This window comes from Streptomyces sp. NRRL B-1347 (assembly GCF_000720325.1).
In the GTDB taxonomy this organism is placed as follows: Bacteria; Actinomycetota; Actinomycetes; order Streptomycetales; family Streptomycetaceae; genus Streptomyces.
In genome coordinates, this window is sequence record NZ_JOJM01000025.1 from 45,843 (window position 1) to 71,539 (window position 25,697).

A 25,697-nucleotide genomic window follows, 5' to 3' on the forward strand; every position below is an offset into this window, starting at 1 on the left:
GCACCGGCGCCGGAGTCCCGCGCACCCGTCGGGACGGGGCGTGCGCACGCCCGGGCGGGGCGCCCCTAGTCGGCGCGGCGGCGTGTCGTGGCGAAGGTGACCGCCCCTACGCCGAGGGCCGCCGCTCCGCCGATCGCGATCCACGGGAGCACCCCCGCGCCGGTCTCGGCCATGCGCCCGGCCGGCCGGGGCTCGTCGGTGAGCCCGGAGGGCCCGGAGGAGCTGGTGGGCTCGACCGTGGAGAGGGGCGCGGGGGCCTCGGCTCCCGCGGGCACGTACGCGGCCTCCGCGCGCGTCACACGGGCCGTGGTCGCCTCGGCGACCGGCGCGGCGGCCGTGAGCGTCGCCGCCGCCAGGGCCACCGCGGCGCCCCACCGCCCCCTACGCCTCATGCGTCCCACGCCCATCAGGCACCCAGCCCCCACACCCGCTCAGAACCCCTCCCGGGAGAGACTCCCCGGAGGGGGCCGGGGTTGCCTGACGGAACGTCAAGTACGGGACACGTTCCGCTCGTAGACCAGGCGGAGGCCGATCAGCGTCAGCCACGGCTCGTGCTCGTCGATGACCGACGCCTCGCCGAGCACCATGGGCGCGAGCCCGCCCGTGGCGATGACCGTGACGTCACCGGGCTCCCCCTGCGGGCCCGCGAGCTCGCGGGCCATCCGCCGTACGACGCCGTCGACCTGGCCCGCGAAGCCGTACAGGATACCCGCCTGCATGGCCTCCACGGTGTTCTTGCCGATGACGCTGCGCGGCCGGGCCAGCTCGATCTTGCGCAGCTGCGCGCCGCGTACGCCGAGGGCCTCCACGGAGATCTCGATGCCGGGCGCGATGACGCCGCCCGCGTACTCGCCGCGCGCGGAGACCGCGTCGAACGTCGTCGCCGTACCGAAGTCCACGACGATCGCGGGCCCTCCGTAGAGCTCGACCGCCGCGACCGCGTTGATGATGCGGTCGGCGCCGACCTCCTTGGGGTTGTCCATGAGGATGGGGACGCCGGTCTTGATGCCGGGCTCCACGAGGACGGCAGGAACGTCGCCGTAGTAGCGGCGGGTGACCTCGCGGAGCTCGTGCAGGACGGACGGGACCGTGGAGCAGATCGCGATGCCGTCGATGCCGTCGCCCAGCTCCTCGCCGAGCAGCGGGTGCATGCCCATCAGGCCGTTGAGGAGCACCGCCAGTTCGTCGGCGGTGCGCCGGGCGTCGGTGGAGATGCGCCAGTGCTCGACGATGTCCTCGCCGTCGAAGAGCCCGAGGACGGTGTGGGTGTTGCCGACGTCGATCGTGAGCAGCATGGCGGGTTACTCCGCCCCGCGCGCGGGGGCCTCGGCGGCGTCCCGCAGGTCGAGGCCGATGTCCAGGATCGGCGATGAGTGCGTGAGGGCGCCGACCGCGAGGAAGTCGACGCCCGTCTCCGCGTACGCCCTGGCGTTCTCCAGGGTGAGGCGGCCAGAGGACTCCAGGAGCGCGCGGCCGCCGACGATCGCGACGGCCTCCTCGGTCTCGCCGGGCGTGAAGTTGTCCAGGAGGATCAGGTCGGCGCCCGCCTCCACGACCTCGCGCAGCTGGTGGAGGGTGTCCACCTCGACCTCGACCGCCACGTCCGGGAAGGCGTCCCTGACGGCCTTGAAGGCCTGGGCCACGCCGCCCGCAGCGACCACGTGGTTGTCCTTGACGAGGGCCGCGTCGGCGAGCGACATGCGGTGGTTGACGCCGCCGCCCGCGCGGACCGCGTACTTCTCCAGGGAGCGCAGGCCCGGCGTCGTCTTGCGGGTGTCGCGGACCTTCGCCCCGGTGCCCTCCAGGGCGTCCGCCCACGTGCGCGTGGCGGTCGCGATGCCGGACAGGCGGCACAGCACGTTCAGCGCGCTGCGCTCGGCGGTGAGCAGGTCACGGGTGCGGGTGGTGATGCTCAGGAGGACGTCACCGGCCTCGACGCGCTCGCCGTCCTCGACGTGCCGCTCCACCTCGAACTCGTCCGCGCAGACCACGGAGACGATGGCCTCTGCGACCCTGAGGCCCGCGACGGTGCCCGCCTCGCGCGCCGTGAAGTCGGCGGTGGCGACGGCCTCTTCGGGGATGGTGGCGACCGTCGTGACGTCCACGGCGTCCGGCGAGAACTCCATGTCCTCGGCGATCGCGAGGTGCGCGATGTCCTCGACCTGCACGGGGTCGAGCCCGGCGGCGGCCAGGAGCTCGGCGAGCGACGGGTCGAGTCCGCAGGCCATGGAGTCGGGCGCCTCGTCGCCGCAGCCGCAGGCGTCGCCGCAGCCGCTGTCGGCGATGGGGAGTTCGGGGGTGCCGGTGGTGCTCACGTCGGTCACTGCTCCTGAGTGCTGGGGAAGCTGGCGTTGTCGGTGGTGCGGGTGGCGAGAGTGCGGTCGGGATTGATGCGTACGACGATGTGGCGTCCCCACGCCGCGTCGTCGCGGGCCCCGTGGTCCTCGCGCCAGTGGCAGCCACGAGTCTCCTCGCGCCGCTGGGCCGCCGCCACCAGGACGCGGGCCACGCACAGGAGGTTGGTGGTCTCCCAGGCGTCGACGCCCGGCTCGGCGGTCTTGCCGTCCTCGGCGAGCGCGCCCGCCGCGTCCGCGTGGATCCCGGCGAGCCGCTCGGCGGCCTCGGCGAGCGAGGCGGCGGACCGCAGCACTCCGGCGCCCTCGGTCATGACCCGCTGGATGGCGAAGCGGGCCTCCGGGGGCAGCAGGGGGTGGGCGGGCTGCTCCGGGGCCGCCACCGGGGCGGGCACGCGCGCGTGGAGGGTGTCCGCGGCCTGCCGGGCGGCGATGTCCGCCGCGATGCGCTCGGCGTAGACCAGGCCCTCCAGGAGGGAGTTGGAGGCGAGCCGGTTCGCGCCGTGCACGCCCGTGCAGGCGACCTCTCCGCACGCGTACAGGCCCGCCACCGTGGTGCGGCCGTGCAGGTCGGTGCGGACGCCGCCGGAGGCGTAGTGCGCGGCGGGGGCCACCGGGACGGGCTCGGTCACCGGGTCGATGCCGTGCGCCCGGCAGGCGGCGAGGATCGTCGGGAAGCGCGTGGCCCACATGTCGGCGCCGAAGTGGCGGGCGTCCAAGTACATGTGCTCGGCGCCCTGTTCCTGCATGCGGCGCATGATGCCCTTGGCGACGATGTCGCGCGGGGCCAGCTCGGCGAGCTCGTGGGCGCCCACCATGAAGCGCACGCCGTCCGCGTCCACGAGGTGGGCGCCCTCACCGCGCACGGCCTCGGAGACCAGCGGCTGCTGGCCCTCCGCGTCGGCGCCCAGGAAGAGCACCGTCGGGTGGAACTGCACGAACTCCAGGTCGGAGACCTCCGCGCCCGCGCGCAGGGCGAGCGCCACGCCGTCGCCCGTGGACACGGACGGGTTCGTCGTCGCCGAGAAGACCTGGCCCATGCCGCCGGTGGCGAGCACCACGGCGGGCGCGCGCACGGCGCCCACGCCGTCGTGCTGGCCCTCCCCCATGACGTGCAGGGTCACGCCCGCCGCGTGCCCCTGGTCGTCCGTCAGGAGGTCCAGGACCAAGGCGTTCTCGACGGTGGGTATGCCGCGCTCGCGGACCGCCTCGACGAGGGCGCGGGAGATCTCCGCGCCGGTCGCGTCGCCGCCCGCGTGCGCGATGCGGCGCCGGTGGTGCCCGCCCTCGCGGGTCAGCGCGAGTCCGCCCTCGGCGGCCGCGTCGAACCGGGCGCCCGTCTCGATGAGGCGGCGCACGGCGTCGGGTCCCTCGGTGACGAGGGTGCGCACCGCTTCCTCGTCGCACAGGCCCGCGCCCGCCACGAGGGTGTCGTCCAGGTGCTGCTCGGGGGTGTCGCCCTCGCCGAGCGCGGCGGCGATGCCGCCCTGCGCCCAGCGCGTGGAGCCGTCGTCCAGGCGCGCCTTGGTGACGACGACGGTCTCCAGGCCCGCCGCCGCGCAGCGCAGCGCGGCCGTCAGACCGGCCACTCCGGAGCCGACGACCACGACGTCGGCGTCGAGGGACCAGCCGGGGGCGGGGGCGTGCAGCCGTATGCCAGTACCGCTCATGCGAGGGCTCCGATCACGGTCGTACGGGGGCTCGTGGCGGCCCGGGCGGACGCGGTCACGCCGGGCCTCCGAAGGTCAGCGGGAGGTTGTCGATGAGGCGGGTGGTGCCGACCTTGGCGGCGACGGCGAGCACCGCGTCGCCCTGGTGGCCGCGTGCGACCGGCCGGAAGTCCGACGGGTCGACGAGCGCCGCGTAGTCCAGGACGAGCGGGGGCCGGAGGCGTGCCGCCTCGTCGAGGACCTGCCGCGCGGCCGCGAGGACGGCCTCGGGGCCCGCGGGCGCGGCCTGGGCGACCGCGTGCGCGTCGGCTGCCGCGCGGGACTCGCCGAGCGCGTTCAGCGCGTCCGCGCGCGCGGGGGTGGCCGGGGCGAGCGCGGCCCGCGCGCGCAGGGCCTCCTGCGCGGCGTGCCGGTCGCGGCCCGCGAACAGGGCGCGGGAGAGCGCGAGCGCGGTGTGGCGCTCGGCCGGGGACAGATAGCGGTTGCGGCTGGAGCGGGCGAGGCCGTCCTCCTCGCGGACCGTCGGTATGGCGACGATCTCCACGGGGAAGTTCAGATCCCGCGCCATGCGGCGGATCAGGGCGAGCTGCTGGGCGTCCTTCTGGCCGAACAGCGCCACGTCGGGGGCCGTCAGGTGCAGCAGCTTGGCGACGACGGTGAGGACGCCGTCGAAGTGCCCGGGGCGCGTGGCGCCTTCGAGGACCGTGCCCATGGGGCCCGCGGTGACGCGGACCTGCGGCTCGCCCCCGGGATAGACCTCCTCCGCGGAGGGCGCGAACACGACGTCCGCGCCCGCCTGCTCGGAGGTCTTCACGTCGGCTTCCAGGGTGCGCGGATAGCGGTCCAGGTCCTCGCCCGCGCCGAACTGCAGCGGGTTCACGAAGACCGTGACGACGACCTCGCCGTCCTCGCCCGCGAGCCGGCGGGCCTCGCGGATCAGCGTGGCGTGGCCCTCGTGCAGGGCGCCCATGGTCATGACGACGGCCCGGCGGCCGCTACGCGCGCGTGCGCGCAGTTCGCCGGCCGTGTGCAGGAGCCGGATCGGCGTGCCGCTCATCGGTCTCCTCCGTCCGCTTCGCCGTCGCGGAATCCCTCGGTGCCGCCCGCCGCTCCTCCGGGGCCCGCGAGCACGCCGAGGAGGTCCTCGGCGAGCTCCGGCTTGAGGAGTCCGTGCGCGAGGGCGCGGTCGGCGGTGGCGCGGGCCATCGCCAGATACCCGGCGACGGTCTGCGGCGCGTGCTTGCGCAACTCGGCGACGTGCGCGGCGACGGTGCCCGCGTCCCCGCGCGCGACCGGTCCTGTCAGCGCGGCGTCGCCGGAGCGCAGGGCGTTGTCCAGGGCCGCGCCGAGGAGCGGGCCGAGCATGCGGTCGGGGGCGGTGACGCCCGCGCCGCGCAGCAGTTCCATGGCCTCGGCGACCAGGGTGACCAGGTGGTTGGCGCCGAGCGCGAGCGCCGCGTGGTACAGCGGCCGGGCCTCCTCGGCGATCCACTCGGGCTCGCCGCCCATCTCGATGACCAGGGCTTCGGCGGCGAGCCGCAGCTCCTCGGGCGCGGTCACGCCGAAGGAGCAGCCGGCCAGGCGCTGGACGTCCACGGGGGTGCCGGTGAAGGTCATGGCGGGGTGCAGCGCGAGCGGCAGCGCCCCGGCGCGCAGCGCGGGGTCGAGGATCTTCGTGCCGTACCGCCCGGAGGTGTGCACCAGGAGCTGTCCCGGGCGCACCGCGCCGGTCTCGGCGAGGCCTTCGACGAGACCGGGAAGCGCGTCGTCGGGCACGGTCAGGAGCACCAGGTCGGCCTGGGCCAGGACCTGCGCGGGCGAGACCAGGGGCACGTCCGGGAGCATCTCCGCGGCCCGCCTGACGGAGCTGTCGGAGACGCCCGACACGGCCACCGGACGGTGCCCGGCGAGCTGGAGCGCCGCGGCCAGGGCGGGGCCGACGCGGCCCGCGCCGACGACGCCCACGGTGAGCCGCGCGGGCCGGTCCTTGGGGTCGGGGCCGCGGCCCGCTCGGGGGTCGGAGTGCCGCTCCGGCCGGTGAGGTGCGTTCACGCGATGACGCCTTCCGTTCCAGTCCGCTCGGGGTACCGGACGATTTCTCGTCATGCTAACGCTATCCGTCGGCGCGGCGCCGTCGGCTGTCCACAGGCTGTGGGCATTCGTACGACCGCGCGGGATCATCTGTGGATGACCGATCACGAAGCGCGGGGCGACGCGCTCGCTCCGCAGGAGAACCCCGAGGCAGCCGGGCCGGAAGACCGGCGCGAGGACCCCGGGGCGGCCGGGCCCGGGGGCGGGGGCGAACCCGACGAGCAGGACCGGCGCATCGCGGCCGCGCGGGGCGCCCGGCGGGTCCTCTGCCGCCTCCCTGCGGCCGTTTCGCTGGGCGAGCGCCTCAGCGCCCTCGCGGCGGACGCGGCGGACGTCGCGGACCTGGAGGGGCCCGCCGACATGTACGGCGATGGCGTGGTCGCCGACCTGGAGGACGAGGTCGCGCGGCTGCTCGGCAAGGAGGCCGCCGCGTTCTTCCCGACGGGCACGATGGCGCAGCAGGTGGCGCTGCGCTGCTGGGCGGGCCGCACCGGCAACGCGACGGTGGCGCTGCACCCGCGCTCCCACCCGGAGGTCCACGAACGGGACGCCCTGGTCACGGTGAGCGGCCTGCGCACGGCGCACCCCACGGACGCCCCGCGCCCGCCCACGGCCGACGAGGTGCGGGACTTCGAGGAGCCCTTCGGCACGCTGATGCTCGAACTGCCCCTGAGGGAGCCCGGTTTCCTGCTGCCCACCTGGGACGAGCTCCAGGAGGTGGTGGCCGCGGCCCGCGAGCGGGACGCCGTGGTCCACTTCGACGGCGCCCGGCTGTGGGAGTGCGCGCCGCACTTCGGCCGCCCCCTGGACGAGATCGCCGGGCTCGCGGACAGCGTGTACGTGTCGTTCTACAAGTCCCTGGAAGGGGTCGCGGGCGCCGCGCTCGCCGGTCCGCAGACCCTAGTGGAGGAGGCCCGGGCGTGGCGGCACCGCTACGGAGGGCTCGGTTTCCAGCAGTTCCCGACCGCCCTTTCGGCGCTGCTCGGCCTGCGGAACGTGTTGCCGCGCCTGCCGGAGTACGTCGCCCACGCGCGCGTGGTCGCCGACGCGCTGCGCGAGGCCCTGGAGGCCTCCGCGGTGCCGTGGGCACGCGTGCACCCCGAGCCGCCGCACACCCACCAGTTCCAGGTGTGGCTGCCGTACCCGCCCGAGGTGCTGAACGAGGCGGCGCTCGCCCAGGCCGAGGAGACGAAGACCCTGCTGTTCTGGCGCTGGTTCGCCGACGGCCCGCCCGGCCTGTCCGTCACGGAGGTCACCGTGAACGGCCCCGGCCTGGCGTGGACGGCCGACGACGTCAAGGAAGCGGTCGCGGAGTTCGTACGCCGCCTCCCCTGAGGCCGTGCAGGAGCCGGTGGAGGGCGGACCGCAGGCGTCCGTGCGCGGGGCGTTCGTGGATCACGGCGTTGAAGCGGCCGTAGTCGCGCACCTCGCGCACGACCTGCCAGTCGTGGACGCCGGGCGCGGGCGGCGCGGCCTGCCCGTGCTGGGCGGCGCGGTAGCTGTCGAGCAGGAACTGCTGGGTGACACTCATGGCGTACGACCTTTCATGGCAAATGGTACTTAACGGGCACCGCAGAGGCAGCGGAGCCCGTCGGGCGATCGAGGGCGAGGGAGCCGGAAGAGACGAAGGAGCCGGAAGACGAGGGAGCGGGGAGGGGACGGGCCGCGGAGAGCGGCCCCGTCCTGGCGGGGCGGCGACATCGGCGCCCCGGCGATGACTCAAGCCTGCGCCAGACCCACGGGCCGCGTCCCGCCGATTGACGCCAGTCGTCAATCGGCGGCGGCGCTGTCAGTGGCCCGGTGCACCATAGGGACCATGAGCGTGACCATCGACATCACCGGCCTGACGCCGGAGCGGGTCCATGTCGTGCCCTCGCCCCTCGCCGAGCTCGGCATGGCGCTGCACGCGCTGTCCGAGACCGGCCACCACCCGGGACTCCAGGGCTGGGCGTCGGCGGTCAACGCGCGCCTGGACCAGAGCCTGGCGGACCGCCTGTGCGAGGCGGACTTCCTGTGGCGGACGACGTTCTCGGACGTCTTCGCGCCCTTCGCGGGCATCCCCGGCAAGCGCACCCTGCCCGGCGCCACGCTCGCCGAGGAGCTCGACCAGCTGGACAAGCTGACGGACGAGCAGTTCGTGGACGCCGCCCTGGAGTTCACCTGCCAGCTCGCCTACGACCAGAACCGCGTCACGGACCCGCTGAACGACCCGGCGATGGGCCGCCACGCCCTGGAGCTCGCCGCCGCCCGGGGCGAGCACCAGGTGGCGTTCACCGAGCGGCTCCTGGACGACCCGCCCGCCGTGCGCGGCTGGTTCCGGCAGCTGATGCAGGACTGCGACGAGGCGTTCTTCTCCGACACCTGGGCCCGGCTCAGCCACCAGCTCGCCGCGGACGCCCGGCACAAGACCGAGCTGCTGCGCCGCAAGGGCCTCGGCGAGGCCCTGAAGGCGATGTCCGGGGCGGTGACCCTGGACGAGGAGGCCCGCCGCATCACGGTCGACAAGATGGCGTCGGGCCACACCAGGACGGCCGAGGGCGGCCTCGTCCTGGTGCCGACCAGCCTCGGCTGGCCGCACGTGATGGTCCTCCACCGGTACGGCTGGCAGTCCTCGATCACCTACCCCATCAGGTCCCCCGGCCTGACCGAGCCCGCATCCGTGGAGCAGCTCACGCGCCGCATGGCCGCGCTGTCGCACCCGGTGCGGATGCGCCTGTGCCGCCACCTCGCGCGGGGCGCGTACACCACCGGTGAGCTGGCGGACGCCCACGGCATGACGGCTCCGGAGATATCCCGGCACCTGAGCGTCCTGAAGAAGGCCGAGCTGATCACCACGCGCCGCCGCGGCCGGTACGTGCAGCACCAGCTGGACCTGGGCGTGGTCTCACGGCTCGGCAGCGAGTTCATCGAGGGCGTGCTCCGTTAGCCGGAGGCAACGGCGTTTTCGCGCTGACGCGCTCGTCCTCAAACGCCGGGCGGGCTGGATGGTGCCGTACAGGCCGGATCCTGCCTGCGGGCCCGCACCTGAGGTCCTTCAGCCCGTCCGGCGTTTGAGGACGAGGCGCTGAGCGCCAATAAGAGCAGGGCACGAGGGGCGCCAGCCTCCGGACCGGGAAGAGCGCGGCCCCGCGAGGGGCTCAGCCCGCGCCGCCGCCCGCGCGCACGAGACCCGTCTCGTACGCGAGCACCACGACCTGCACCCGGTCCCGCAGGCCCAGCTTGGTCAGGATGCGGCCCACATGGGTTTTCACGGTCGCCTCGGACAGCACGAGGCGGGCCGCGATCTCGCCGTTGGAGAGCCCCTGGGCGACGAGGATCATGACCTCGCGCTCGCGCTCGGTGAGCCGCTCCAGCTCCTTGTGCTGCGGCTGCCCCGCCGAGCCCGGCAGCATCGGCGCGAACCGGTCCAGCAGGCGCCGCGTCGTGGACGGCGCGACCACCGCGTCGCCGCTGTGCACGGACCGGATCGCGGCGAGCAGCTCGCCGGGCGGCACGTCCTTGAGCATGAACCCGGACGCGCCCGCCTTCAGGCCCGAGAAGGCGTACTCGTCGAGGTCGAAGGTGGTCAGGATCAGCACCTTCGGGGGGTTGGGCGCGGCGCAGATGCGGCGCGTCGTCTCCACGCCGTCCAGCTTCGGCATGCGCACGTCCATCAGAACCACGTCGACCGCCGTGGCCCGCAGCTCCTGCAGGGCCTCCACGCCGTCGCCCGCCTCGGCGACGACCTCCATGTCCGGCTGGGCGGCGAGGACCATCCGGAATCCGGTGCGCAGCAGCACCTGGTCGTCGACGAGCATCACGCGGATGGACATCACACGGTCCCTTCGGGGTGGATCGGTGGCGAAAACGTCGGCAGAACGGTCGGGAGCGGGCCGAAACAGCACTCCACAGGCGGAGTCAACCACGGCCGTACGGCCGCGGTGCACCGGTGACAGGTGTCAGTGTGCGGGTTTGAGAGGCAGCAGCGCACTGATGCGGAATCCGCCCCCCGGCCGCGGGCCCGCGTCCAGGGTGCCGCCGACCATGCCGACGCGCTCGCGCATGCCGATCAGGCCGTGCCCGCTGCCGTCCGCGCCGCCGTCCTCGTAAAGCTCGTGCGGGGCGCCCTTGCCGTCGTCCTCGACGAGCAGCCCGAGGCCGTCGTCGAAGTAGACGAGCCGGACGCTGGCACCGGCGTTCTCACCGCCGTGCTTGCGGGTGTTGGTGAGGGCCTCCTGCACGATGCGGTACGCCGTCAGCTCCACGCCGCTGGGCAGCGGGCGCGGGGTGCCCTCGACCTTGAAGTCGACCGGCAGACCGGCGCCGCGCACCTGCTCGATCAGCTCGTCGAGCTGCTCGACGTCCGGCTGCGGGACGTACTCCCCGCTCTCCTCGGGCTCGCCGGTGCGCAGCACGCCGAGCAGCCTGCGCATCTCCGCGAGCGCCTGGCGCCCGGTGCCGGAGATCGTCGCGAGGGCCTGCTTGGCCTGGTCGGGCGCCGCGTCCAGGACGTACGCGGCGCCGTCGGCCTGGACGACCATCACCGACACGTTGTGCGCGACGACGTCGTGCAGCTCGCGGGCGATGCGGGCCCGCTCGGCCGCGACCGCGACCTTGGCCTGCGCCTCGCGCTCCTTCTCCAGGCGGGCGGCGCGCTCCTCCAGCTGCGCGAAGTAGGCGCGGCGGGTGCGGATCGAATCACCGAGCACCCAGGCGAGGGCGAACGGAACGATCATGAAGACGGTGTAGAGCACGTTGCCCCACGTGCCGGTCGACGGCTCCGGCCAGCGCAGCTGCGACAGCGGCGCGGCCGCCAGGCCGCCGGTGAGGGCGAACCGCGAGGCCCACTTGGGGCCGTCGGCCGCCGCCGTGTAGATGATCACGAGCATCGCGAAGTTCGCCATGCTCGGCCGCACGTCGCCGGCCATCTGCGCGGCGCCGATCACCGCGGCGAGCACGAGCATGTGCTCCGTGAACCGGCGGCGCAGCGCCACCACCAGGCACAGGCCGATGACGACCGGAATCACCAAGAGCGTCGGGTCGTGGCCTTCCGAGTCGGCGACGGCCACCACACTCAGCCCGGACAGACCGAGGAGGACGAACGCCCAGAAGGCGTCGACCCCCGTCGGGTGTCTGCGGAGAAAGTCATAGAGGCGCTGCACGTAACCCAGCGTAGGCAACCGGTCCGGGCCCCCGGGTCAACCCGAGGAGCGATCCGTACGGCCTTCTCGTACTCCCCAAGGTGGAGGCCCGCATAGCCTTCTCGCTGTGACGCATGAGGCACAGCGAGCGGCAAGCCACTCCGCACGGGGCTGGCGGGAGGCCACGGAGGAGGCCCTGTACGGGCCGTACGGCTTCTACCGCCGCCCCGAGGGACCGGCGGGGCACTTCCGCACGTCCGTGCACGCCTCGCCGCTGTACGCGGCCGCCGTGGCCCGGCTCCTGTGCCGCGTGGACGCCGTGCTCGGGCACCCGAAGGAAGTGGCGTTCGTGGACGTGGGCGCGGGCCGCGGCGAGCTGACGGCGGGCGTCCTCACGGAGCTGCCCGCCGACGTGGCGGCCCGCACGCGCGCGTACGCGGTGGAACGCGCCGCGCGCCCCGAAGGCCTCGACCCGCGCATCCAGTGGTGTGCCGCCCCGCCCGCCGGGGTGAGCGGTCTGCTGTTCGCCAACGAGTGGCTCGACAACGTCCCCGTGGACGTCGCCGAGACCGCCCCCGACGGCTCGGCCCGCTACGCCCTCGTCCACGACGACGGCACCGAGGAGCTGGGCGGCCCCGTGGCGGGCCCCGACGCCGACTGGCTGGCCCGGTGGTGGCCGCTGGGCACCGCACCCGGCCTGCGGGCGGAGATCGGCCGTCCCCGGGACGCGGCCTGGGCCTCGGCCGTGGCGACGCTGAGCCGCGGCCTCGCCGTCGCCGTCGACTACGCGCACACCCGGGATGCCCGGCCGCCCTTCGGGACGCTGACGGGCTTCCGCGAGGGCCGGGAGACGGCTCCCGTGCCGGACGGCGGCTGCGACATCACCGCGCACGTGGCGCTCGACGCCTGCGCCCTGCCCGGCAGCAGGCTGCTCACCCAGCGGGCCGCCCTCGCCGCCCTGGGAGTGAGCGGCGGGCGCCCGCCGCTGGCCCTGGCCACCACCGACCCGGCCGCGTACGTGCGCGCCCTCACGCGCGCGGGCGAGGCGGCCGAGCTGACCGCGCGGGGCGGGCTCGGCGACTTCGGCTGGCTGGCCCAGCCCGTCGGCACCGCGCTCGACGACCTACTTGTCGATGTCGCCGACCACGAAGAACAGTGACCCCAGGATCGCCACCATGTCGGCGACCAGCTGCCCCGGCAGGAGCTCGGTGAGCGCCTGGATGTTGTTGTACGAGGCCGAGCGGAGCTTGAGCCGGTACGGGGTCTTCTCGCCCTTGGACACCAGGTAGTAGCCGTTGATGCCGAGCGGGTTCTCCGTCCACGCGTACGTGTGGCCCTCGGGGGCCTTGAGCACCTTCGGCAGCCGCTGGTTGATGGGCCCCTGGGGCAGCTCCGCGATCCGGTCCAGACAGGCGTCCGCGAGGTCGAGCGCGTTGTGCGTCTGCTCCAGGAGGCACTCGAAGCGCGCCAGACAGTCGCCCTCCTCGCGGGTCACCACCTTCAGGACGTCGCCGAGCTCCGCGTACGCCAGATACGGCTCGTCGCGGCGCAGGTCGAAGTCGACACCGGAGGCGCGGGCGATGGGACCGCTCACCCCGTAGGCGTGCACCGCCTCTTCGGAGAGCACGCCCACGCCGCGCGTACGCCCCCGGAAGATCTCGTTGCCGAGCACCAGACGGTCGTACACGTCCATGCGGGAGCGCACCGAGGCGACGGCCGCCCGCGCGCGGGTGGTCCATCCGGCGGGCAGGTCCTCCTTGAGGCCGCCGACGCGGTTGAACATGTAGTGCATCCGGCCGCCGGAGATCTCCTCCATGACGTTCTGGAGCTCCTCGCGCTCCCGGAAGGCGTAGAAGACCGGCGTGATGCCGCCCAGTTCGAGCGGGTACGAGCCGAGGAACATCAGGTGGTTCAGGACCCGGTTCAGCTCGGCGAGCAGCGTGCGCGTCCACACCGCGCGCTGGGGCACCTCCATGCCGAGCATCCGCTCCACGGCGAGCACCACGCCCAGCTCGTTCGAGAACGCCGACAGCCAGTCGTGGCGGTTGGCCAGCATCACGATCTGCCGGTAGTCGCGCGCCTCGAAGAGCTTCTCCGCGCCCCGGTGCATATAGCCGATGACCGGCTCCGCGTGCTGGATGCGCTCGCCGTCCAGGACGAGGCGCAGGCGCAGCACGCCGTGCGTCGACGGGTGCTGCGGGCCGATGTTCAGCACCATGTCGGTGCTCTCGGCGGCACCGCCGACCCCGACCGTCGTCTCGGTCAGCTCCGTACCCGCCACTGTCCGCGTCTTCCTGTGCTCCGTCGTGGGGCTCATGCGCACAGTCTGACGCACCGGAGCGGCCACGCCACTGTCAGATCCCGTACGTAGGCTTGAGGCATGGAAACGGGGACGGGGACGCCGATGACGGCGCCGGGCGCGGACGCGGGCGAGCCGGTGTGGACCGGGCTGCCGCGCGGCCTGCTGAAGATGCGCCGGATGCTGCTCGTGGTCTGGCTGGTGCCGGTCGCGGTGGCGCTCGGGGTGCTGCTCGGCCTGTTCGCCGGACCCGCCTGGGCCGCCTTCGCGGTGCTGCCGCTCGCCCTCGCGGCCTGGGGCTGGCACCTCCTGGAGCGCAACTGGCTCTCCTGGCGGTACGCGGAGCGGGCCGACGACCTGCTCATCAGCCGCGGCGTGCTGTGGCGCGAGGAGACGGTGGTGCCGTACGGCCGCATGCAGCTCGTCGAGGTGACCTCAGGGCCCGTGGAGCGCTACTTCGGCCTCGCCGGCGTCCAACTGCACACCGCGGCGGCCGCCACGGACGCCCGCATCCCCGGCCTCGACCCGCAGGAGGCCGAGCGCCTCCGCGACCGCCTCACCGAGCTCGGCGAAGCCCGATCGGCGGGGCTGTGACCGGGGAACCGGTCCTCGGACCGCGCGAGGACGCCGCGCCCGGGCCCCGCGCGGACGGCACGGACAGCACCGACGGCACGGGCGGCGCGGGTCCGCGGGAGCGGCGGCTGCATCCCGTGACGCCGTTGCGGCGGGCCTGGGCGCCCGTCGCCGTCCTCATGGGCTGGGCCTTCCACGACCCGGACGGCGCCCAGCGCCGCATGGCCGACATGACCGCCACCTCGCTCGCCCTGGTCGCCACGGCGGTCGTCGTCGGCGGCTCCCTGTACGGCTTCCTGAGCTGGTGGTACACCCACTTCGCCGTCACCGACACCGAGCTGCGCATCCGTACGGGCCTGGTGTTCCGGCGCACCGCGCACATCCGGCTCGACCGGCTCCAGGCCGTCGACCTGACCCAGCCGCTCGCGGCCCGCGTCGTCGGCGTCACCAAGCTGAAGCTGGACGTCGTCGGCACGGACAAGAAGGACGAACTGGCCTATCTCGGCGAGCGCGACGCCACCGCGCTGCGTGCCGAGCTTCTCGCGCGGGCAGCCGGTTTCGCCCCCGAGACGGCCCACGAGGTCGGCGAGGCGCCCTCGCGGCAGCTGCTGCACGTGCCGCCGCGCATGCTCGCCGTCTCCGTGCTGCTCACCGGCGCGCCCTGGCTGCTCCTTCTCGCCACGCTCACCGTCCCGACCTTCCTGTGGTTCCTGACGCACAGCGTGTGGACCGTCATCGCGACCGGGATTCCCATGCTCGGCGGCGCCTTCGCCAGCAGCGTCGGCCGCTTCATCGGGGAGTACGACTGGACGGTCGGCGAGTCCCCCGACGGGCTGCGCCTGGACCACGGGCTGCTCGACAAGGCGCACGAGACGGTGCCGCCGGGCCGGGTGCAGACCGTACGGCTCGTGGAGCCGCTGCTGTGGCGCCGGTTCGGCTGGGTGCGGGTCGAGCTGGACGTGGCCGGGTCGGCGAACGGCGTGCTCGTGCCGGTCGCGCCGCGCGAGCTCGCCGAGTCGGTGATCACGCAGGTCCTGCCGGGGGTGCGGGTGCCGGGCCCGGACGAGCTGTCCCGGCCGCCCGCGCGCGCGTCGTGGTGCGTCCCGGTGTGGTGGAAGGGGCACGGACTCGCCGTCACCGACGCGGTGTTCGCCGCGCGGCACGGGCTGCTCCGACGGCGGCTCTCCCTGGTGCCGCACGCGAAGGTGCAGAGCGTGCGGCTCGTGCAGGGGCCCTGGGAGCGGTTCAAGGGCGTCGCCGACGTGAAGGTGGACACCGGGGCGGGCCGTACGGTGACGGCTCGGCTGCGGCCCTCCGCGGAGGCGGCGGAGCTGTTGCGTGCGCAGGCGGAGCGCTCCCGTACGGGGCGCCGGGCCGCGCGGCCCGACCGGTGGATGGCCTGACCCTGGCGGCCCTCCGCGGGCGGCGCCCCACCGCTGCCGCGGCGGATGCTTCCCACCCTCCCACCCGGAACTCCCCGGGCCTTGCAAGGCCCGGCCCCGACGCGGAGCGCTTGCGGGTGGTGCCCCGGGGCAAGGGCCGGAAGGTCAGGCGCGCAAGGCCGTACGGAGGCCCTTCAGGTCGATCTGCTCCGTCTCGTCGTGGGCGGTGAGGTCGATGACCTGGCCCACCCCGCGCTCCGCGTCGGTCGCCGCGTCCGACGGCTTGAACTCTGCCTCGGCCTCCGCCTTGTGGACCGCGAGGGCCTCCTCGCCCACGACGTCGGCGAGGTCCTCGTTCTGCACGGCGTCGAGAGCGGCCGGGGCCGTGCTCTTCGTACCGAAGAAGTCGAAGCCGCCCTCACCGGCGGTCCTGCGGACCTGCGCGGGCGGCACGACGGCCGCCGCGGCCGGAACCAGCGGCTGCGCGCCCGCGGCCCGCTCGTGGCCGTCCTCGGGCTCGTCGTCGGCGGCGGCGTCGGGTTCCACGCCGTCCGTGGACTCGGACTGAACCTCGACCTCGGATTCGACCTCGGATTCGACCTCGGCCTCGGGCTCCGCCGCGACCTCGGGCCCGGCGTCCCGCTCCGCGAGGCGGTCGAGCGCCGCGTTGGCCCGCTCGTACAGCGAGACCTCGGGCGTCCCCTCCTCGGCGGAGCCCTCCGAAGAAGCCGCCGGCAGCGCGCGGGTGGGGGTCGTGGCCCCTATGGCGAGCAGCCGCCGCCCTTCGAGGGCGCTGGCCCGCTCGGTCTCCGCCGTCGCGTACCGGCGCAGCAGCGCCGCGTGTTCGTTGCGCAGCGCGGCCAGCTCCGCCCGCTTGGAGCGCAGCTTGTTCTCCAGCTTGGAGCGCAGCTCACGCGCCTCGTCGAGGTCGGACTCGCACTCCGCTATGCGCTCCTCGTAGCGCCACTCCTCGCTCGCGCGCGCCCGGCCGAGCTCCGCGACCCGCTTGCCCGCGGCCCGGTCCCAGCGGCGCATGACGACCGAGCCCAGGACGGCGCTCGCGGCCGCGGCGGCGGCGAGCCCGCGCAGCACGACGGGTTCCGCGAACAGCCAGGCGCCGCCGGCGCAGACGACGGAGAAGCCTGCGACCGCCGACGGAGGAAGCAGCCTGTGCAGTGGTGGGGAATGGCGGTGACGTCCACGTGGCATGGCCAGAAACTTACCGCGCGTAGGCGAAGTCTGGTGCCTCGCCCGCCAAAATCCCGGTGCCCCCACCACAACTCCCCACCCCGCCGAGCCACTTCTTCTCCGACCGGCCACTCCACCGCCTCCGGCCGGATTCCGCAACCCGGCACGCGATCTCCGCGCTTACTTCTTGATCAGGCCCTTGGACTTCAGATAGTCCTTCGCGACATCGCCTTCCTTCTGGCGCTCCTCGTCGACCTTGCGGTTCAGTTCGATGAGGTCGTCCGTCGTGAGCGTCTTGGTGAGCTTGCCGAGCGCGGCGGCTATCTCCTTGTCGCCCGCCGACTTCTCGTTCACCACGGGAAGGATGTTGTCGGCGTTCTGGAGCTTCTTGTCGTCCTCCAGGATCACGAGGCCGAAGTTCTTCAGCGTCGCGTCCGTGGTCGTCGTCAGGACCAGTTGGTCCGTGCCGTTCTTGACGGCCTGCTTCGACTGGGTGGTGCCGACGCCCTTGGGGTCGATTCCGGAGACGTCGATGCCGTACTTCTTCTTCAGGCCCGGGGCGCAGAACGGCCGCGTCTCGCATTCGTCACCGGCGGCGATCCTGACCTTCTCACCGGACTTGCCAAGATCCGAAAGCGTCTTGAGCTTGTGTTCCTTCGCGTAGTCCTCGGTCACCGCGAACGCGTTCTGGTCGACCGCGCCGCCCGCCGGAAGCACCTTGAGGCCGCGCGGCTCCGCGAGCTCGGTCAGTGCGCGGACCGTCGTCGCGAGATCACTGGACGCGACCGGCTTCGTGTCCGAGCCGTTCTTCTTCAGGTTCAGGAATTCCGCGAGGGTGGCCGCGTATTCGGGAGCGACGTCGATGGAGCCCTTCTTCAGCTCCGGCTCGTACACCTCGCGGTTCTGCACGGTCTTCACCGACGCGTCGTATCCGGCGTCCCGCAGTACGCCCGCGTACAGCTCGGCGAGCACCTTCTGCTCGGTGAACCGGGCCGAGCCCACCACGATCGCGCCCTTGCCGCCGGCCGAGTCCTTGTCGTCCTCCAGGCTGTCGCCGCCGCACGCGGCGAGGCCCGCGCCCAGCGTCACGACGGCCGCGGCCGCCCCTGCCATCCGTCGCGCGCGACGCGTTCTGCTGTTCATCGGTGAACCACCATTCGAGAGTTTCAGGGCCGCGAGCGTTTCGGGGCCGGAAGGCCGGTACGTGCGGCGGGGAGAGGCAGGAGGGAGCCCGAGGTGCGCCCCGTCGGATGCTCAGGCACGCATACGGGACCGCCCCCGCATCGGGTCGAAGGCCCACCCCACCGCGACGAGCACGCCCTCCACGGCCAGGGCGAGCAGCGCCACCAGGAAGGCGCCCGCGACCACCTGCGGCGTGTTCTGCAGGTTGAACCCGGCCGTGATGATCCGGCCCAGGCCGCCCTCGCCCGCCATCGCGGCGAGCGTCGCCGTGGCGACGACCTGCACGGCGGCCGACCGCACCCCCGTCATGATCAGGGGGTAGGCCAGCGGCAGCTCGACCCGGCCGAAGACCTGACGGCCGCTCATCCCCATGCCGCGCGCGGCCTCGACCACCGAGCGGTCGACCTCGCGCATGCCGACGTACGCGTTCGTCAGGAGCGGGGGCACGGCGAACAGGACCAGGGCGATCAGCGTCGGCACGTCCCCGTGCTCCCCGAGCGGGGTGAGCGTGAGCAGGACGAGCACCGCGAGGGTGGGCACCGCCCGCCCCACGTTCGAGATGTTCACCGCGAGGGCGCCGCCCTTGCCGATGTGCCCGAGCAGCAACGCGATCGGCAGGGCGATGGCGCACGACACGGCGAGGCAGACGCCGCTGAAGTAGAGGTGCTCGGCGAGCCGGTGCCACACCCCCTTCTCGCCCTGCCAGTTGGCCGATGTGGTCAGCCACTCATAGGCGCCGGATATCGCGTTCATACGGGCTCAGCCACCTTGCCCACACCGGGGGCCGCGTCCGCCTTGCGCGAGAAACGGCTCGTACGTATTCGACGCGTCCGGGTCCACGGGGTGAGCCGGCGCTGGAGCGCGAGGAGCAGCAGGTCGGCCGCGAGGGCGAGCAGGACGCACAGCACCGACGCCGTGAGCACCTGGGCCTTGAACTGGGTGTCGAGGCCGTCGAGGATCATCGTGCCCAGGCCGCCCTTGTCCACGATGGCGCCGACCGTGGTGAGCGCCACCGTCGAGACCGTCGTGATCCGCACGCCGGCGAGCAGCGAGGGCAGCGCCAGCGGCAGTTCGACCTCCCACAGCAGCCGCAGCGGGCCGTACCCCATGCCCTTGGCGGCTTCTCTGGCCTCCTCGGGCACCGCCCGCAGGCCCGCGAGGATGTTCCGCACGAGGATCGTCAGCGAGTACAGGACGAGGCCCGTGACCACGAGCGACGCGGACAGGCCGAAGAACGGGAGCAGCAGCGAGAACATCGCCAGGGACGGGATCGAGTACAACACCGTCGTCACGCCGAGGATCGGCGCGGCCAGGAACCGCCAGCGCCGCGCGAGCAGGGCGAGCGGCAGCGACACCGCCACGCCTATCGCCACGGACGCGGCCGTGATGCCGACGTGCTGCACCGTCGCGTCGATCAACTCCTGGCTGCGCGAGCGGACGTACTCGCCGCAGATCCAGTCGTTCGTCACGAGACAGTTCCGCTTGCTCACCCGCCCCGCCTCCCCCGATTCCCCGAAGCCATGCCGATCGGACGTGTGCTCCATCGCACACGTGCCCAAGCGCACACGTTCATCTGTCCCGCGACCCTAACGCCGAGCACTGACAATCGCCGAGACTCGTCGTGCGGGCGCAACACGGCCTTCACAGACGCGGGCGCACCATGGCCCTCTCAGTACACGCGCCACAATGGGGACTCATGATCCGGTTCGAGCATGTGACCAAGCGGTACGCGGACGGCACGACGGCCGTCGACGACCTGTCGTTCGAGGTCGGCGAGGGTGAACTGGTCACGCTCGTCGGCCCTTCGGGCTGCGGCAAGACCACGACGATGAAGATGGTGAACCGGCTCATCGAGCCCACCAGCGGCCGGATACTCCTCGACGGCGACGACATATCGGGCATCGACCCGGTCCAACTGCGCCGCCGCATCGGCTACGTGATCCAGCAGGTCGGCCTGTTCCCGCACAAGACGGTCCTGGACAACACGGCGACCGTCCCGCACCTCCTCGGCGTCAAGCGCGCCAAGGCCCGTGAGCGCGCCGCCGAGCTCCTCGACCTGGTCGGCCTCGACCCGTCGGTGTACGGCGGACGCTACCCCGAGCAGCTCTCCGGCGGCCAGCGCCAACGCGTGGGCGTGGCCCGGGCGTTGGCGGCGGACCCGCCGGTGCTCCTGATGGACGAGCCGTTCGGCGCGGTCGACCCGGTGGTCCGCGAGCACCTGCAGAACGAGTTCCTCCGCCTCCAGCAGGCCGTGCGGAAGACCGTGTTGTTCGTCACGCACGACATCGAGGAGGCGGTCCGGCTCGGCGACCGCATCGCCGTCTACGGCCACGGCCGCATCGAGCAGTTCGACACCCCGTCGACCGTCCTCGGCGCGCCCGCCACGGAGTACGTCGCGGACTTCGTGGGGGCGGACCGGGGCCTGAAGCGCCTCTCGGTGACGCCGATCGAGGAGGGCGACCTGGAGCAGCCGCCGGTCGTGCACCTGAACGACACGCTGCCCAAGGAGCTCGACGCCCGCTGGGCCGTCGTCCTGGACGGCGAGAACAACCTGCACGGCTGGATCTCCGCGGAGCACGCGCGCGTGGGCACTGGCACGGTGCGCGAGCACGCGCGGCGCATGGAGGCGTGGCTGCCGGTGGGCGCGAGCCTGAAGCAGGCGTTCTCCACGATGCTCCAGCACGACGCGGGGTGGATCGCCGTCATCGACGAGAACAGCGAGGGACGGTTCCTCGGGGTGCTGACGCCCGCGCGGCTGCACGAGGCGCTGCGGCGCTCCACGGCCGCGGACGCGCTCGCCATCGCGCGCGGGGACGTGGAGCTGGAGAGCGTGGCCTCGGTCACGGGCGCCTGAAGCGCTCGCCCGGCACTCATGACTGTGCCCGCCCCTCCCGTCCTGCGAGACGGGACGGGACGGGCAGGCACAGGCGAAGAGAGGGCAGGTCGAGCGGTTACCGCACGTCCGAGCCGCCCGTCAGGCGTTCGCTCATCCACACCAGGGACCCCGGAATCTCCCGTCGCCAGGTGTTGAAGTTGTGGCCGCCGCTGTCGAGGATCATCGACGAGACGCGCGTCGGGGGCTTCACCTTGTCGATGAACTTCAGGGTGTCCTTGTAGTTGCCCTCGCCCTTCTTGCTGCTGCTGAGCAGCAGGGAGGTCTTCGGGGGCGGCATGTGATCGAGGTACCACATGAGGTTGGCCTGGTTCTCCAGGTCCTTGTCGCCGTGGAAGAGGTTGCCCGTGGTGACGTCCTGGGCGGCCTTGTAATAGCCGGAGAGGCTCGCTCCCGCGCCGTACACGTCGGGGTGGTGCATCGCGAGCTTCAGCGCGCAGTAGCCACCGGTGGAGTCGCCGATGATGCCCCAGGAGTCGGGCTTCTTGCCCGCGCGGTAGTGCTGGGTGATGGCGTCCGGCAGGTCGCGGGCGAAGAAGGTCTCCGCCTGCGGGCCGCCCGGGATGTCCACGCACTCGGTGTCGCGCGGCGGTGCCACGGTCGGCCGGAGCATGACCAGGATCATCGGCTGCATCTTGCCCTGCCGGACCTGCTTGTGGGCGGTCTGCGGGTAGTGCAGGCCCTTGATGAGCGCCTCGGCGGTGCCGGGGTAGCCGGTCAGGACGACGGCCGAGGGGAAGGTGCGGTGCTTGTACTGCGGCTGGAAGTACTCCGGCGGCAGGTAGACGTACGCGGGGCTGGCGATCTTCGAGTTCCGGCCCTGGACCTGGACCTTCTGGATCTGGCCACCGACACGGGGTGTCTCGCCGCCGGGCACGTCCACGGTCTGGGTGTCGGTCACCTTGACCGGGCCCTTCTCGCCCTTGAGCACGTCGTGGTCCACGACGACGCCCTGCTCGGTCTCCTGACCGAGGAGGTCGGCCCAGCTGGCGTAGAAACCGAACGCCTGGTTGGTGTAGAGACCGATGGAGGCGAAGATCGCGACCTGCGTGGCGAGGAGCAGCCCGACGCGCCCGGTGACGGCGCGCCAGCTGCGGCGTGCGAGCCGCGGCCACAGCCAGATCGTGCCGATGAACAGCAGCACGCCCAGCGCGATCGCGAGTGCCAGCACTTTGTTGCTCGTGAGACCCATGGGAAGATCCTGCCTGCGCTTTCTGCCTGTTCACTCCCGGGGGCCGGAAGGGCGGGCTCCGGACTCGGGTCAGAGCCCTGGCCCGGGTTTGGCCGGGGCTTTCCTCGGCCTTGCCATGCCTTTTCCGCCAGCTTTGAGCTGGTTTTCCGGTTCGGAGTGAACCCGTGTCCCCGAAGGACCGTCCTAGAGGGCGCAATATTGCCGGTTGCCGGTTTTGGCACCGGATCGAAGCTCTCTCGCGGAACTACGGGATGCGATGTCTGTCAGGATAGATGGGGAAATGTCGGGTGTGGTTCCAGAAGGCAAGGGTGGGCTGCGCCGCATCCTCCGCGGCCCCCGCCCCGAAGCCGTCCCCACCCTGGTCGCCAGAGCCTGTGCGCTCGTAGGGCTCCTGAACGTGGCGGCGGGGGTGTTCCCCCGCTTCCGCCACAGCCGTCTGCACACGTTCGCCGAGGTCCTGCCCGGTCTGTTCGGGCCGTTCGCCGCCGCGCTCGCGCTCAGCTGCGGCGTCCTCCTGCTGCTCCTCGCGCACGGTCTGCGCCGCAACAAGCGCCGGGCGTGGCGCGCCGCCGTGGTGCTGCTGCCCCTGGGCGCCGTGGCGCAGTTCACATACCGCCACTCGTTCATCGGCGTGTTGATCCCGATCGCGCTCCTCGCGCTGCTGCTCCGGCACCGCAAGGAGTTCGCCGCGCTGCCCGACCCGCGCAGCCGCTGGCGGGCGCTCGCGAACTTCGTCGTCCTCGGCGCCGGCTCCCTCGCGCTCGGCCTGGTGATCGTCAGCGTGCACCCGGACAAGGTCGTGGGCGACCCCAGCATCTCCGAGCGCCTGATGCACGTCCTGTACGGCCTCTTCGGCGTGGAGGGGCCCGTGGACTACACCGGCCGCACCCCGTGGACCGTCGGCTTCTCGCTCGGCGCCCTGGGCCTGCTCACCGCCCTCACCACCATCTACCTGGCCTTCCGCCCGGAGCACCCGGCCGCGCGCCTCACCGAGGACGACGAGACCCAGCTGCGCGAGCTGCTCGCCAAGCACGGCGGCCGCGACTCGCTCGGCCACTTCGCGCTGCGCCGCGACAAGGGCGTGGTGTTCTCGCCGAGCGGCAAGGCCGCGGTCACCTACCGCGTCGTGTCGGGCGTGATGCTGGCGTCCGGCGACCCCATCGGCGACGTCGAGGCCTGGCCGGGCGCGATCGAGCGCTTCATGGACGAGGCCAAGGCCCACTCCTGGACGCCCGCCGTCATGGGCTGCTCCGAGACCGGCGGCCAGGTGTGGACCCGCGAGACCGGACTCGACGCCCTGGAGCTGGGTGACGAGGCGGTGGTGGAGGTCGCGGATTTCTCCCTGTCCGGGCGCGCGATGCGCAACGTGCGCCAGATGGTCAAGCGGATCGAGCGCAATGGCTACGAGACGCGCGTACGGCGCATCCGTGACCTCGGCGAGCAGGAGCTGGAGCGCATCCAGCGGGCCGCCGACGACTGGCGGGGCACCGACACCGAGCGCGGCTTCTCCATGGCCCTCGGCCGCATCGGCGACCCGGCGGACGGCGACTGTCTGATCGCGACCGCCCACAAGACCGACGAACAGCCCGGCGCGTACGGCGACTTGAAGGCCGTGCTGCACTTCGTGCCGTGGGGCAAGGACGGCGTGTCGCTCGACCTGATGCGCCGCGACCGCAGCGCCGACCCGGGCATGAACGAGCTGCTCATCGTGGCCGCGCTGCAGGCCGCCCCGCAGCTCGGCGTCGCGCGCATGTCGCTGAACTTCGCGATGTTCCGCGCCGCCCTCGCCCGCGGCGAGAAGCTGGGCGCGGGACCGGTCCTGCGGGCCTGGCGGGGACTGCTCGTCTTCCTCTCGCGCTGGTTCCAGATCGAGTCGCTGTACAAGTTCAACGCCAAGTTCCGGCCGCGCTGGGAGCCGCGTTTCGTGGTCTACCGCTCCAGCCGTGACCTGCCCCGGATCGGCTTCGCGGCCATGCAGGCGGAGGGCTTCGTGACGCTCGCCCTGCCGCGGTTCCTGCGCCGCCGCACCGCGGGGCCCCGACCCTGCCCGCACCAGGCGGTGCGGTCGGCCGAGCAGCACGAGGTCCGCGCGGCGTAACACCCGCGTACACGGGCCTAGGCTGGAGGCATGAGTACGTTGCGCGGGCGGGGATCGGTCGAGGGGCTCCCCCAGTGGGACCGCTGTGCGGTCATGGGTGTCGTGAACGTGACCCCCGACTCCTTCTCCGACGGCGGCCGCTGGTTCGACACCACGGCCGCCGTCAAGCACGGCGTCGACCTGGTCGCCCAGGGCGCCGACCTGGTCGACGTGGGCGGCGAGTCGACCCGTCCGGGCGCCCCGCGCGTGGACGAGGACGAGGAACTGCGCCGCGTGGTGCCCGTGGTGCGCGGCCTGGCCGCCGAGGGCGTCACGGTCTCCGTGGACACGATGCGCGCCTCCGTGGCCCGCCAGGCCCTCGCGGCGGGCGCCGTACTCGTGAACGACGTCTCCGGAGGGCTCGCCGACCCGGACATGGTCCCCGCGGTGGCCGCCGCGGAAGCGCCGTTCGTGGTGATGCACTGGCGCGGCTTCCTGACGGACCTGCACGCCAAGCCGGAGTACGCGGACGTGGTCTCCGAAGTCGTCGACGAGCTCCACGCGCGCGTGGAGGCGGCGATCGCGGGCGGCATCGCCCCGGAGCGCATCGTCATCGACCCCGGCCTCGGCTTCTCCAAGAACGCCGAGCACGACCTGACGCTCCTGGCCCACCTGGAGCGCCTGCACGACCTCGGCCGCCCGGTGCTCGTCGCGGCGTCCCGCAAGCGGTTCCTGGGCCGGGTCCTGGCGGGCCCCGGCGGCTCTCCGCCCCCCGCCCGCGAGCGCGACGCGGCCACGGCCGCCGTCTCGGCGATCGCCGCGCACCAGGGCGCCTGGGCGGTCCGGGTGCACGAGGTGCGGGCGACGGCGGACGCGGTACGGGTGGCGCAGGCCGTGACGGACGCGGCGCGGGGCGCGGCCGGAGCGGCGGGCGCTCGGTGACACGCGCCAGAACGGACATCGAGCAGGTCGAAAGGGCGAACACCGCCTTCTACGAAGCACTGGAACGCGGCGACTTCGACGCGGTCACGGACCTGTGGCTGGACCCGGCCGACCTCGCCGACGGCACCGGGAGCGGCGGCCCTTCGAGCCTGACCACCGCGCTCTCCCGCCTCCCCGTGGACCTGACGGACGACGCAGACGACACAGACGACGCGGACCACGACACCCCTGGGGCGTCCGACGGGACGCCCGACGACGGCGGGGACGACGGAGCCGACGACTTCGGTGACGACGGCTTCGGCGACGAGACCGACGGCGCCGCCGCGATCTCCTGCGTCCACCCGGGCTGGCCGGTGCTCACCGGCCGCGGCGAGGTCCTGCGGTCGTACGCGCTGATCATGGCCAACACGGAGTACATCCAGTTCTTCCTCACCGACGTACGGGTCAGCGTGGCCGGGGACACGGCCCTGGTGAGCTGCACGGAGAACATCCTCAGCGGCGGCCCCGCGCCCCGGGAGGGCGACGAGCTCGGCCCGCTCGTCGGACAGCTCGTGGTCGCCACGAACGTGTTCCGGCGCACCTCCGACGGCTGGAAGCTGTGGTCGCACCACGCGTCGCCCGTCCTCGCCGAATCCGGTGACGACGAGGACGACGAGACCCCCTCCTGAGGGAGTGGGTCCCGGCCCCGAGTGGGTAGGGGCACCGGCGAACGCCGGCGGCGGGGCCGTCCGGCA

The 25,697-nt window shown here is 73.2% G+C and carries 24 protein-coding genes; 9 read left to right on the forward strand and 15 right to left on the reverse strand.

Going from position 1 to position 25,697, the window contains the following annotated elements:
- Positions 1-65: 65 nt before the first annotated feature.
- The 6 genes from IG74_RS54420 to IG74_RS0122055 form a co-directional block, all read right to left on the reverse strand.
- Positions 66-392: a hypothetical protein gene (locus IG74_RS54420; RefSeq protein ID WP_158857722.1), complete on the reverse strand. Its 327-nt coding sequence runs from the start codon at positions 390-392 to the stop codon at positions 66-68.
- Positions 393-488: 96 nt separating this feature from the next.
- Positions 489-1,295, reverse strand: coding sequence for a type III pantothenate kinase (locus IG74_RS0122035; RefSeq protein ID WP_030679895.1), 807 nt, complete (start codon positions 1,293-1,295; stop codon positions 489-491).
- A 6-nt stretch (positions 1,296-1,301) separates the two neighbouring features.
- Positions 1,302-2,324: a carboxylating nicotinate-nucleotide diphosphorylase gene (gene nadC, locus IG74_RS0122040; protein ID WP_030679898.1), complete on the reverse strand. Its 1,023-nt coding sequence runs from the start codon at positions 2,322-2,324 to the stop codon at positions 1,302-1,304.
- Complete coding sequence (locus IG74_RS0122045) at positions 2,321-4,024, reverse strand: L-aspartate oxidase (RefSeq protein ID WP_030679900.1); 1,704 nt, start codon at positions 4,022-4,024, stop codon at positions 2,321-2,323. Before IG74_RS0122045 ends, nadC begins: the two co-directional genes overlap by 4 nt.
- Positions 4,025-4,079: 55 nt before the next feature.
- Positions 4,080-5,081 carry a pantoate--beta-alanine ligase gene (gene panC, locus IG74_RS0122050; RefSeq protein WP_030679903.1) on the reverse strand — a complete coding sequence of 334 codons (1,002 nt, stop codon included), beginning with the start codon at positions 5,079-5,081 and terminating at the stop codon, positions 4,080-4,082.
- Entirely contained in the window at positions 5,078-6,076 is a 999-nt protein-coding gene (locus IG74_RS0122055) for a DUF2520 domain-containing protein (protein ID WP_051855142.1), read from the reverse strand. The genes panC and IG74_RS0122055 overlap by 4 nt, the downstream gene beginning before the upstream one ends.
- A gap of 135 nt (positions 6,077-6,211) precedes the next feature.
- Here IG74_RS0122055 and IG74_RS0122060 point away from each other — a divergent pair, with 135 nt between their 5' ends.
- The gene (locus IG74_RS0122060) at positions 6,212-7,450 is read left to right on the forward strand and encodes a threonine aldolase family protein (RefSeq protein WP_078868953.1); all 1,239 of its coding nucleotides are present in this window, start codon (positions 6,212-6,214) and stop codon (positions 7,448-7,450) included.
- On the opposite strand, the gene IG74_RS0122065 is transcribed toward IG74_RS0122060, so the two are convergent.
- Complete coding sequence (locus IG74_RS0122065) at positions 7,410-7,646, reverse strand: hypothetical protein (protein WP_030679912.1); 237 nt, start codon at positions 7,644-7,646, stop codon at positions 7,410-7,412. The two genes, IG74_RS0122060 and IG74_RS0122065, sit on opposite strands and share 41 nt — an antisense overlap.
- A gap of 285 nt (positions 7,647-7,931) precedes the next feature.
- Between IG74_RS0122065 and IG74_RS0122070 the strand changes: the two genes are divergently transcribed.
- Complete coding sequence (locus IG74_RS0122070; protein WP_030679915.1) at positions 7,932-9,041, forward strand: DUF5937 family protein; 1,110 nt, start codon at positions 7,932-7,934, stop codon at positions 9,039-9,041.
- 211 nt (positions 9,042-9,252) lie between these two features.
- Here IG74_RS0122070 and IG74_RS0122075 read toward each other — a convergent pair whose 3' ends face one another.
- Both IG74_RS0122075 and IG74_RS0122080 read right to left on the reverse strand, forming a co-directional pair.
- On the reverse strand, positions 9,253-9,927 hold the full coding sequence (locus tag IG74_RS0122075) for a response regulator (protein WP_030679917.1): 675 nt from the start codon (positions 9,925-9,927) through the stop codon (positions 9,253-9,255).
- 126 nt (positions 9,928-10,053) lie between these two features.
- Positions 10,054-11,256: a sensor histidine kinase gene (locus IG74_RS0122080; RefSeq protein WP_030679920.1), complete on the reverse strand. Its 1,203-nt coding sequence runs from the start codon at positions 11,254-11,256 to the stop codon at positions 10,054-10,056.
- Between the two features lie 106 nt (positions 11,257-11,362).
- Here IG74_RS0122080 and IG74_RS0122085 point away from each other — a divergent pair, with 106 nt between their 5' ends.
- Positions 11,363-12,394: an SAM-dependent methyltransferase gene (locus IG74_RS0122085; protein WP_030679923.1), complete on the forward strand. Its 1,032-nt coding sequence runs from the start codon at positions 11,363-11,365 to the stop codon at positions 12,392-12,394.
- Here IG74_RS0122085 and IG74_RS0122090 read toward each other — a convergent pair.
- Positions 12,359-13,501, reverse strand: coding sequence for an NADH-quinone oxidoreductase subunit D (locus IG74_RS0122090; protein WP_030679926.1), 1,143 nt, complete (start codon positions 13,499-13,501; stop codon positions 12,359-12,361). The genes IG74_RS0122085 and IG74_RS0122090 overlap by 36 nt on opposite strands.
- 114 nt (positions 13,502-13,615) lie before the next feature.
- Between IG74_RS0122090 and IG74_RS0122095 the strand changes: the two genes are divergently transcribed.
- Together IG74_RS0122095 and IG74_RS0122100 are read left to right on the forward strand one after the other, a co-directional pair.
- Positions 13,616-14,128, forward strand: coding sequence for a PH domain-containing protein (locus tag IG74_RS0122095; protein WP_030679928.1), 513 nt, complete (start codon positions 13,616-13,618; stop codon positions 14,126-14,128).
- A 107-nt stretch (positions 14,129-14,235) separates the two neighbouring features.
- Positions 14,236-15,510, forward strand: coding sequence for a PH domain-containing protein (locus tag IG74_RS0122100; protein WP_051855148.1), 1,275 nt, complete (start codon positions 14,236-14,238; stop codon positions 15,508-15,510).
- 144 nt (positions 15,511-15,654) lie between these two features.
- Here the strand turns inward: IG74_RS0122100 and IG74_RS0122105 are convergent, their stop codons facing one another.
- The 4 genes from IG74_RS0122105 to IG74_RS0122120 form a co-directional block, all read right to left on the reverse strand.
- Positions 15,655-16,698 carry a hypothetical protein gene (locus IG74_RS0122105; protein WP_078868955.1) on the reverse strand — a complete coding sequence of 348 codons (1,044 nt, stop codon included), beginning with the start codon at positions 16,696-16,698 and terminating at the stop codon, positions 15,655-15,657.
- A gap of 159 nt (positions 16,699-16,857) precedes the next feature.
- On the reverse strand, positions 16,858-17,820 hold the full coding sequence (locus tag IG74_RS0122110) for an ABC transporter substrate-binding protein (protein WP_030679934.1): 963 nt from the start codon (positions 17,818-17,820) through the stop codon (positions 16,858-16,860).
- Between the two features lie 111 nt (positions 17,821-17,931).
- Positions 17,932-18,612 carry an ABC transporter permease gene (locus IG74_RS0122115; protein WP_030679936.1) on the reverse strand — a complete coding sequence of 227 codons (681 nt, stop codon included), beginning with the start codon at positions 18,610-18,612 and terminating at the stop codon, positions 17,932-17,934.
- Complete coding sequence (locus tag IG74_RS0122120; protein ID WP_030679938.1) at positions 18,609-19,349, reverse strand: ABC transporter permease; 741 nt, start codon at positions 19,347-19,349, stop codon at positions 18,609-18,611. Before IG74_RS0122120 ends, IG74_RS0122115 begins: the two co-directional genes overlap by 4 nt.
- 206 nt (positions 19,350-19,555) lie before the next feature.
- On the opposite strand from IG74_RS0122120, the gene IG74_RS0122125 reads away from it, so the two are divergent.
- Positions 19,556-20,713 (forward strand): ABC transporter ATP-binding protein, encoded by a 1,158-nt coding sequence (locus IG74_RS0122125; RefSeq protein ID WP_030679941.1) that lies wholly within the window; start codon positions 19,556-19,558, stop codon positions 20,711-20,713.
- A 97-nt stretch (positions 20,714-20,810) separates the two neighbouring features.
- On the opposite strand, the gene IG74_RS0122130 is transcribed toward IG74_RS0122125, so the two are convergent.
- A complete protein-coding gene (locus IG74_RS0122130; protein WP_030679944.1) occupies positions 20,811-21,944 on the reverse strand; it encodes an alpha/beta hydrolase in 1,134 nt (377 codons plus the stop codon).
- Between the two features lie 280 nt (positions 21,945-22,224).
- On the opposite strand from IG74_RS0122130, the gene IG74_RS0122135 reads away from it, so the two are divergent.
- From IG74_RS0122135 to IG74_RS0122145, 3 genes are read left to right on the forward strand one after another with little or no spacing between them, the layout of a single operon-like run.
- On the forward strand, positions 22,225-24,042 hold the full coding sequence (locus IG74_RS0122135) for a phosphatidylglycerol lysyltransferase domain-containing protein (RefSeq protein ID WP_030679947.1): 1,818 nt from the start codon (positions 22,225-22,227) through the stop codon (positions 24,040-24,042).
- A 30-nt stretch (positions 24,043-24,072) separates the two neighbouring features.
- Complete coding sequence (gene folP / locus IG74_RS0122140; protein WP_078868956.1) at positions 24,073-24,963, forward strand: dihydropteroate synthase; 891 nt, start codon at positions 24,073-24,075, stop codon at positions 24,961-24,963.
- Positions 24,960-25,631 carry a nuclear transport factor 2 family protein gene (locus IG74_RS0122145; RefSeq protein WP_030679952.1) on the forward strand — a complete coding sequence of 224 codons (672 nt, stop codon included), beginning with the start codon at positions 24,960-24,962 and terminating at the stop codon, positions 25,629-25,631. Before folP ends, IG74_RS0122145 begins: the two co-directional genes overlap by 4 nt.
- Positions 25,632-25,697 lie beyond the last annotated feature (66 nt).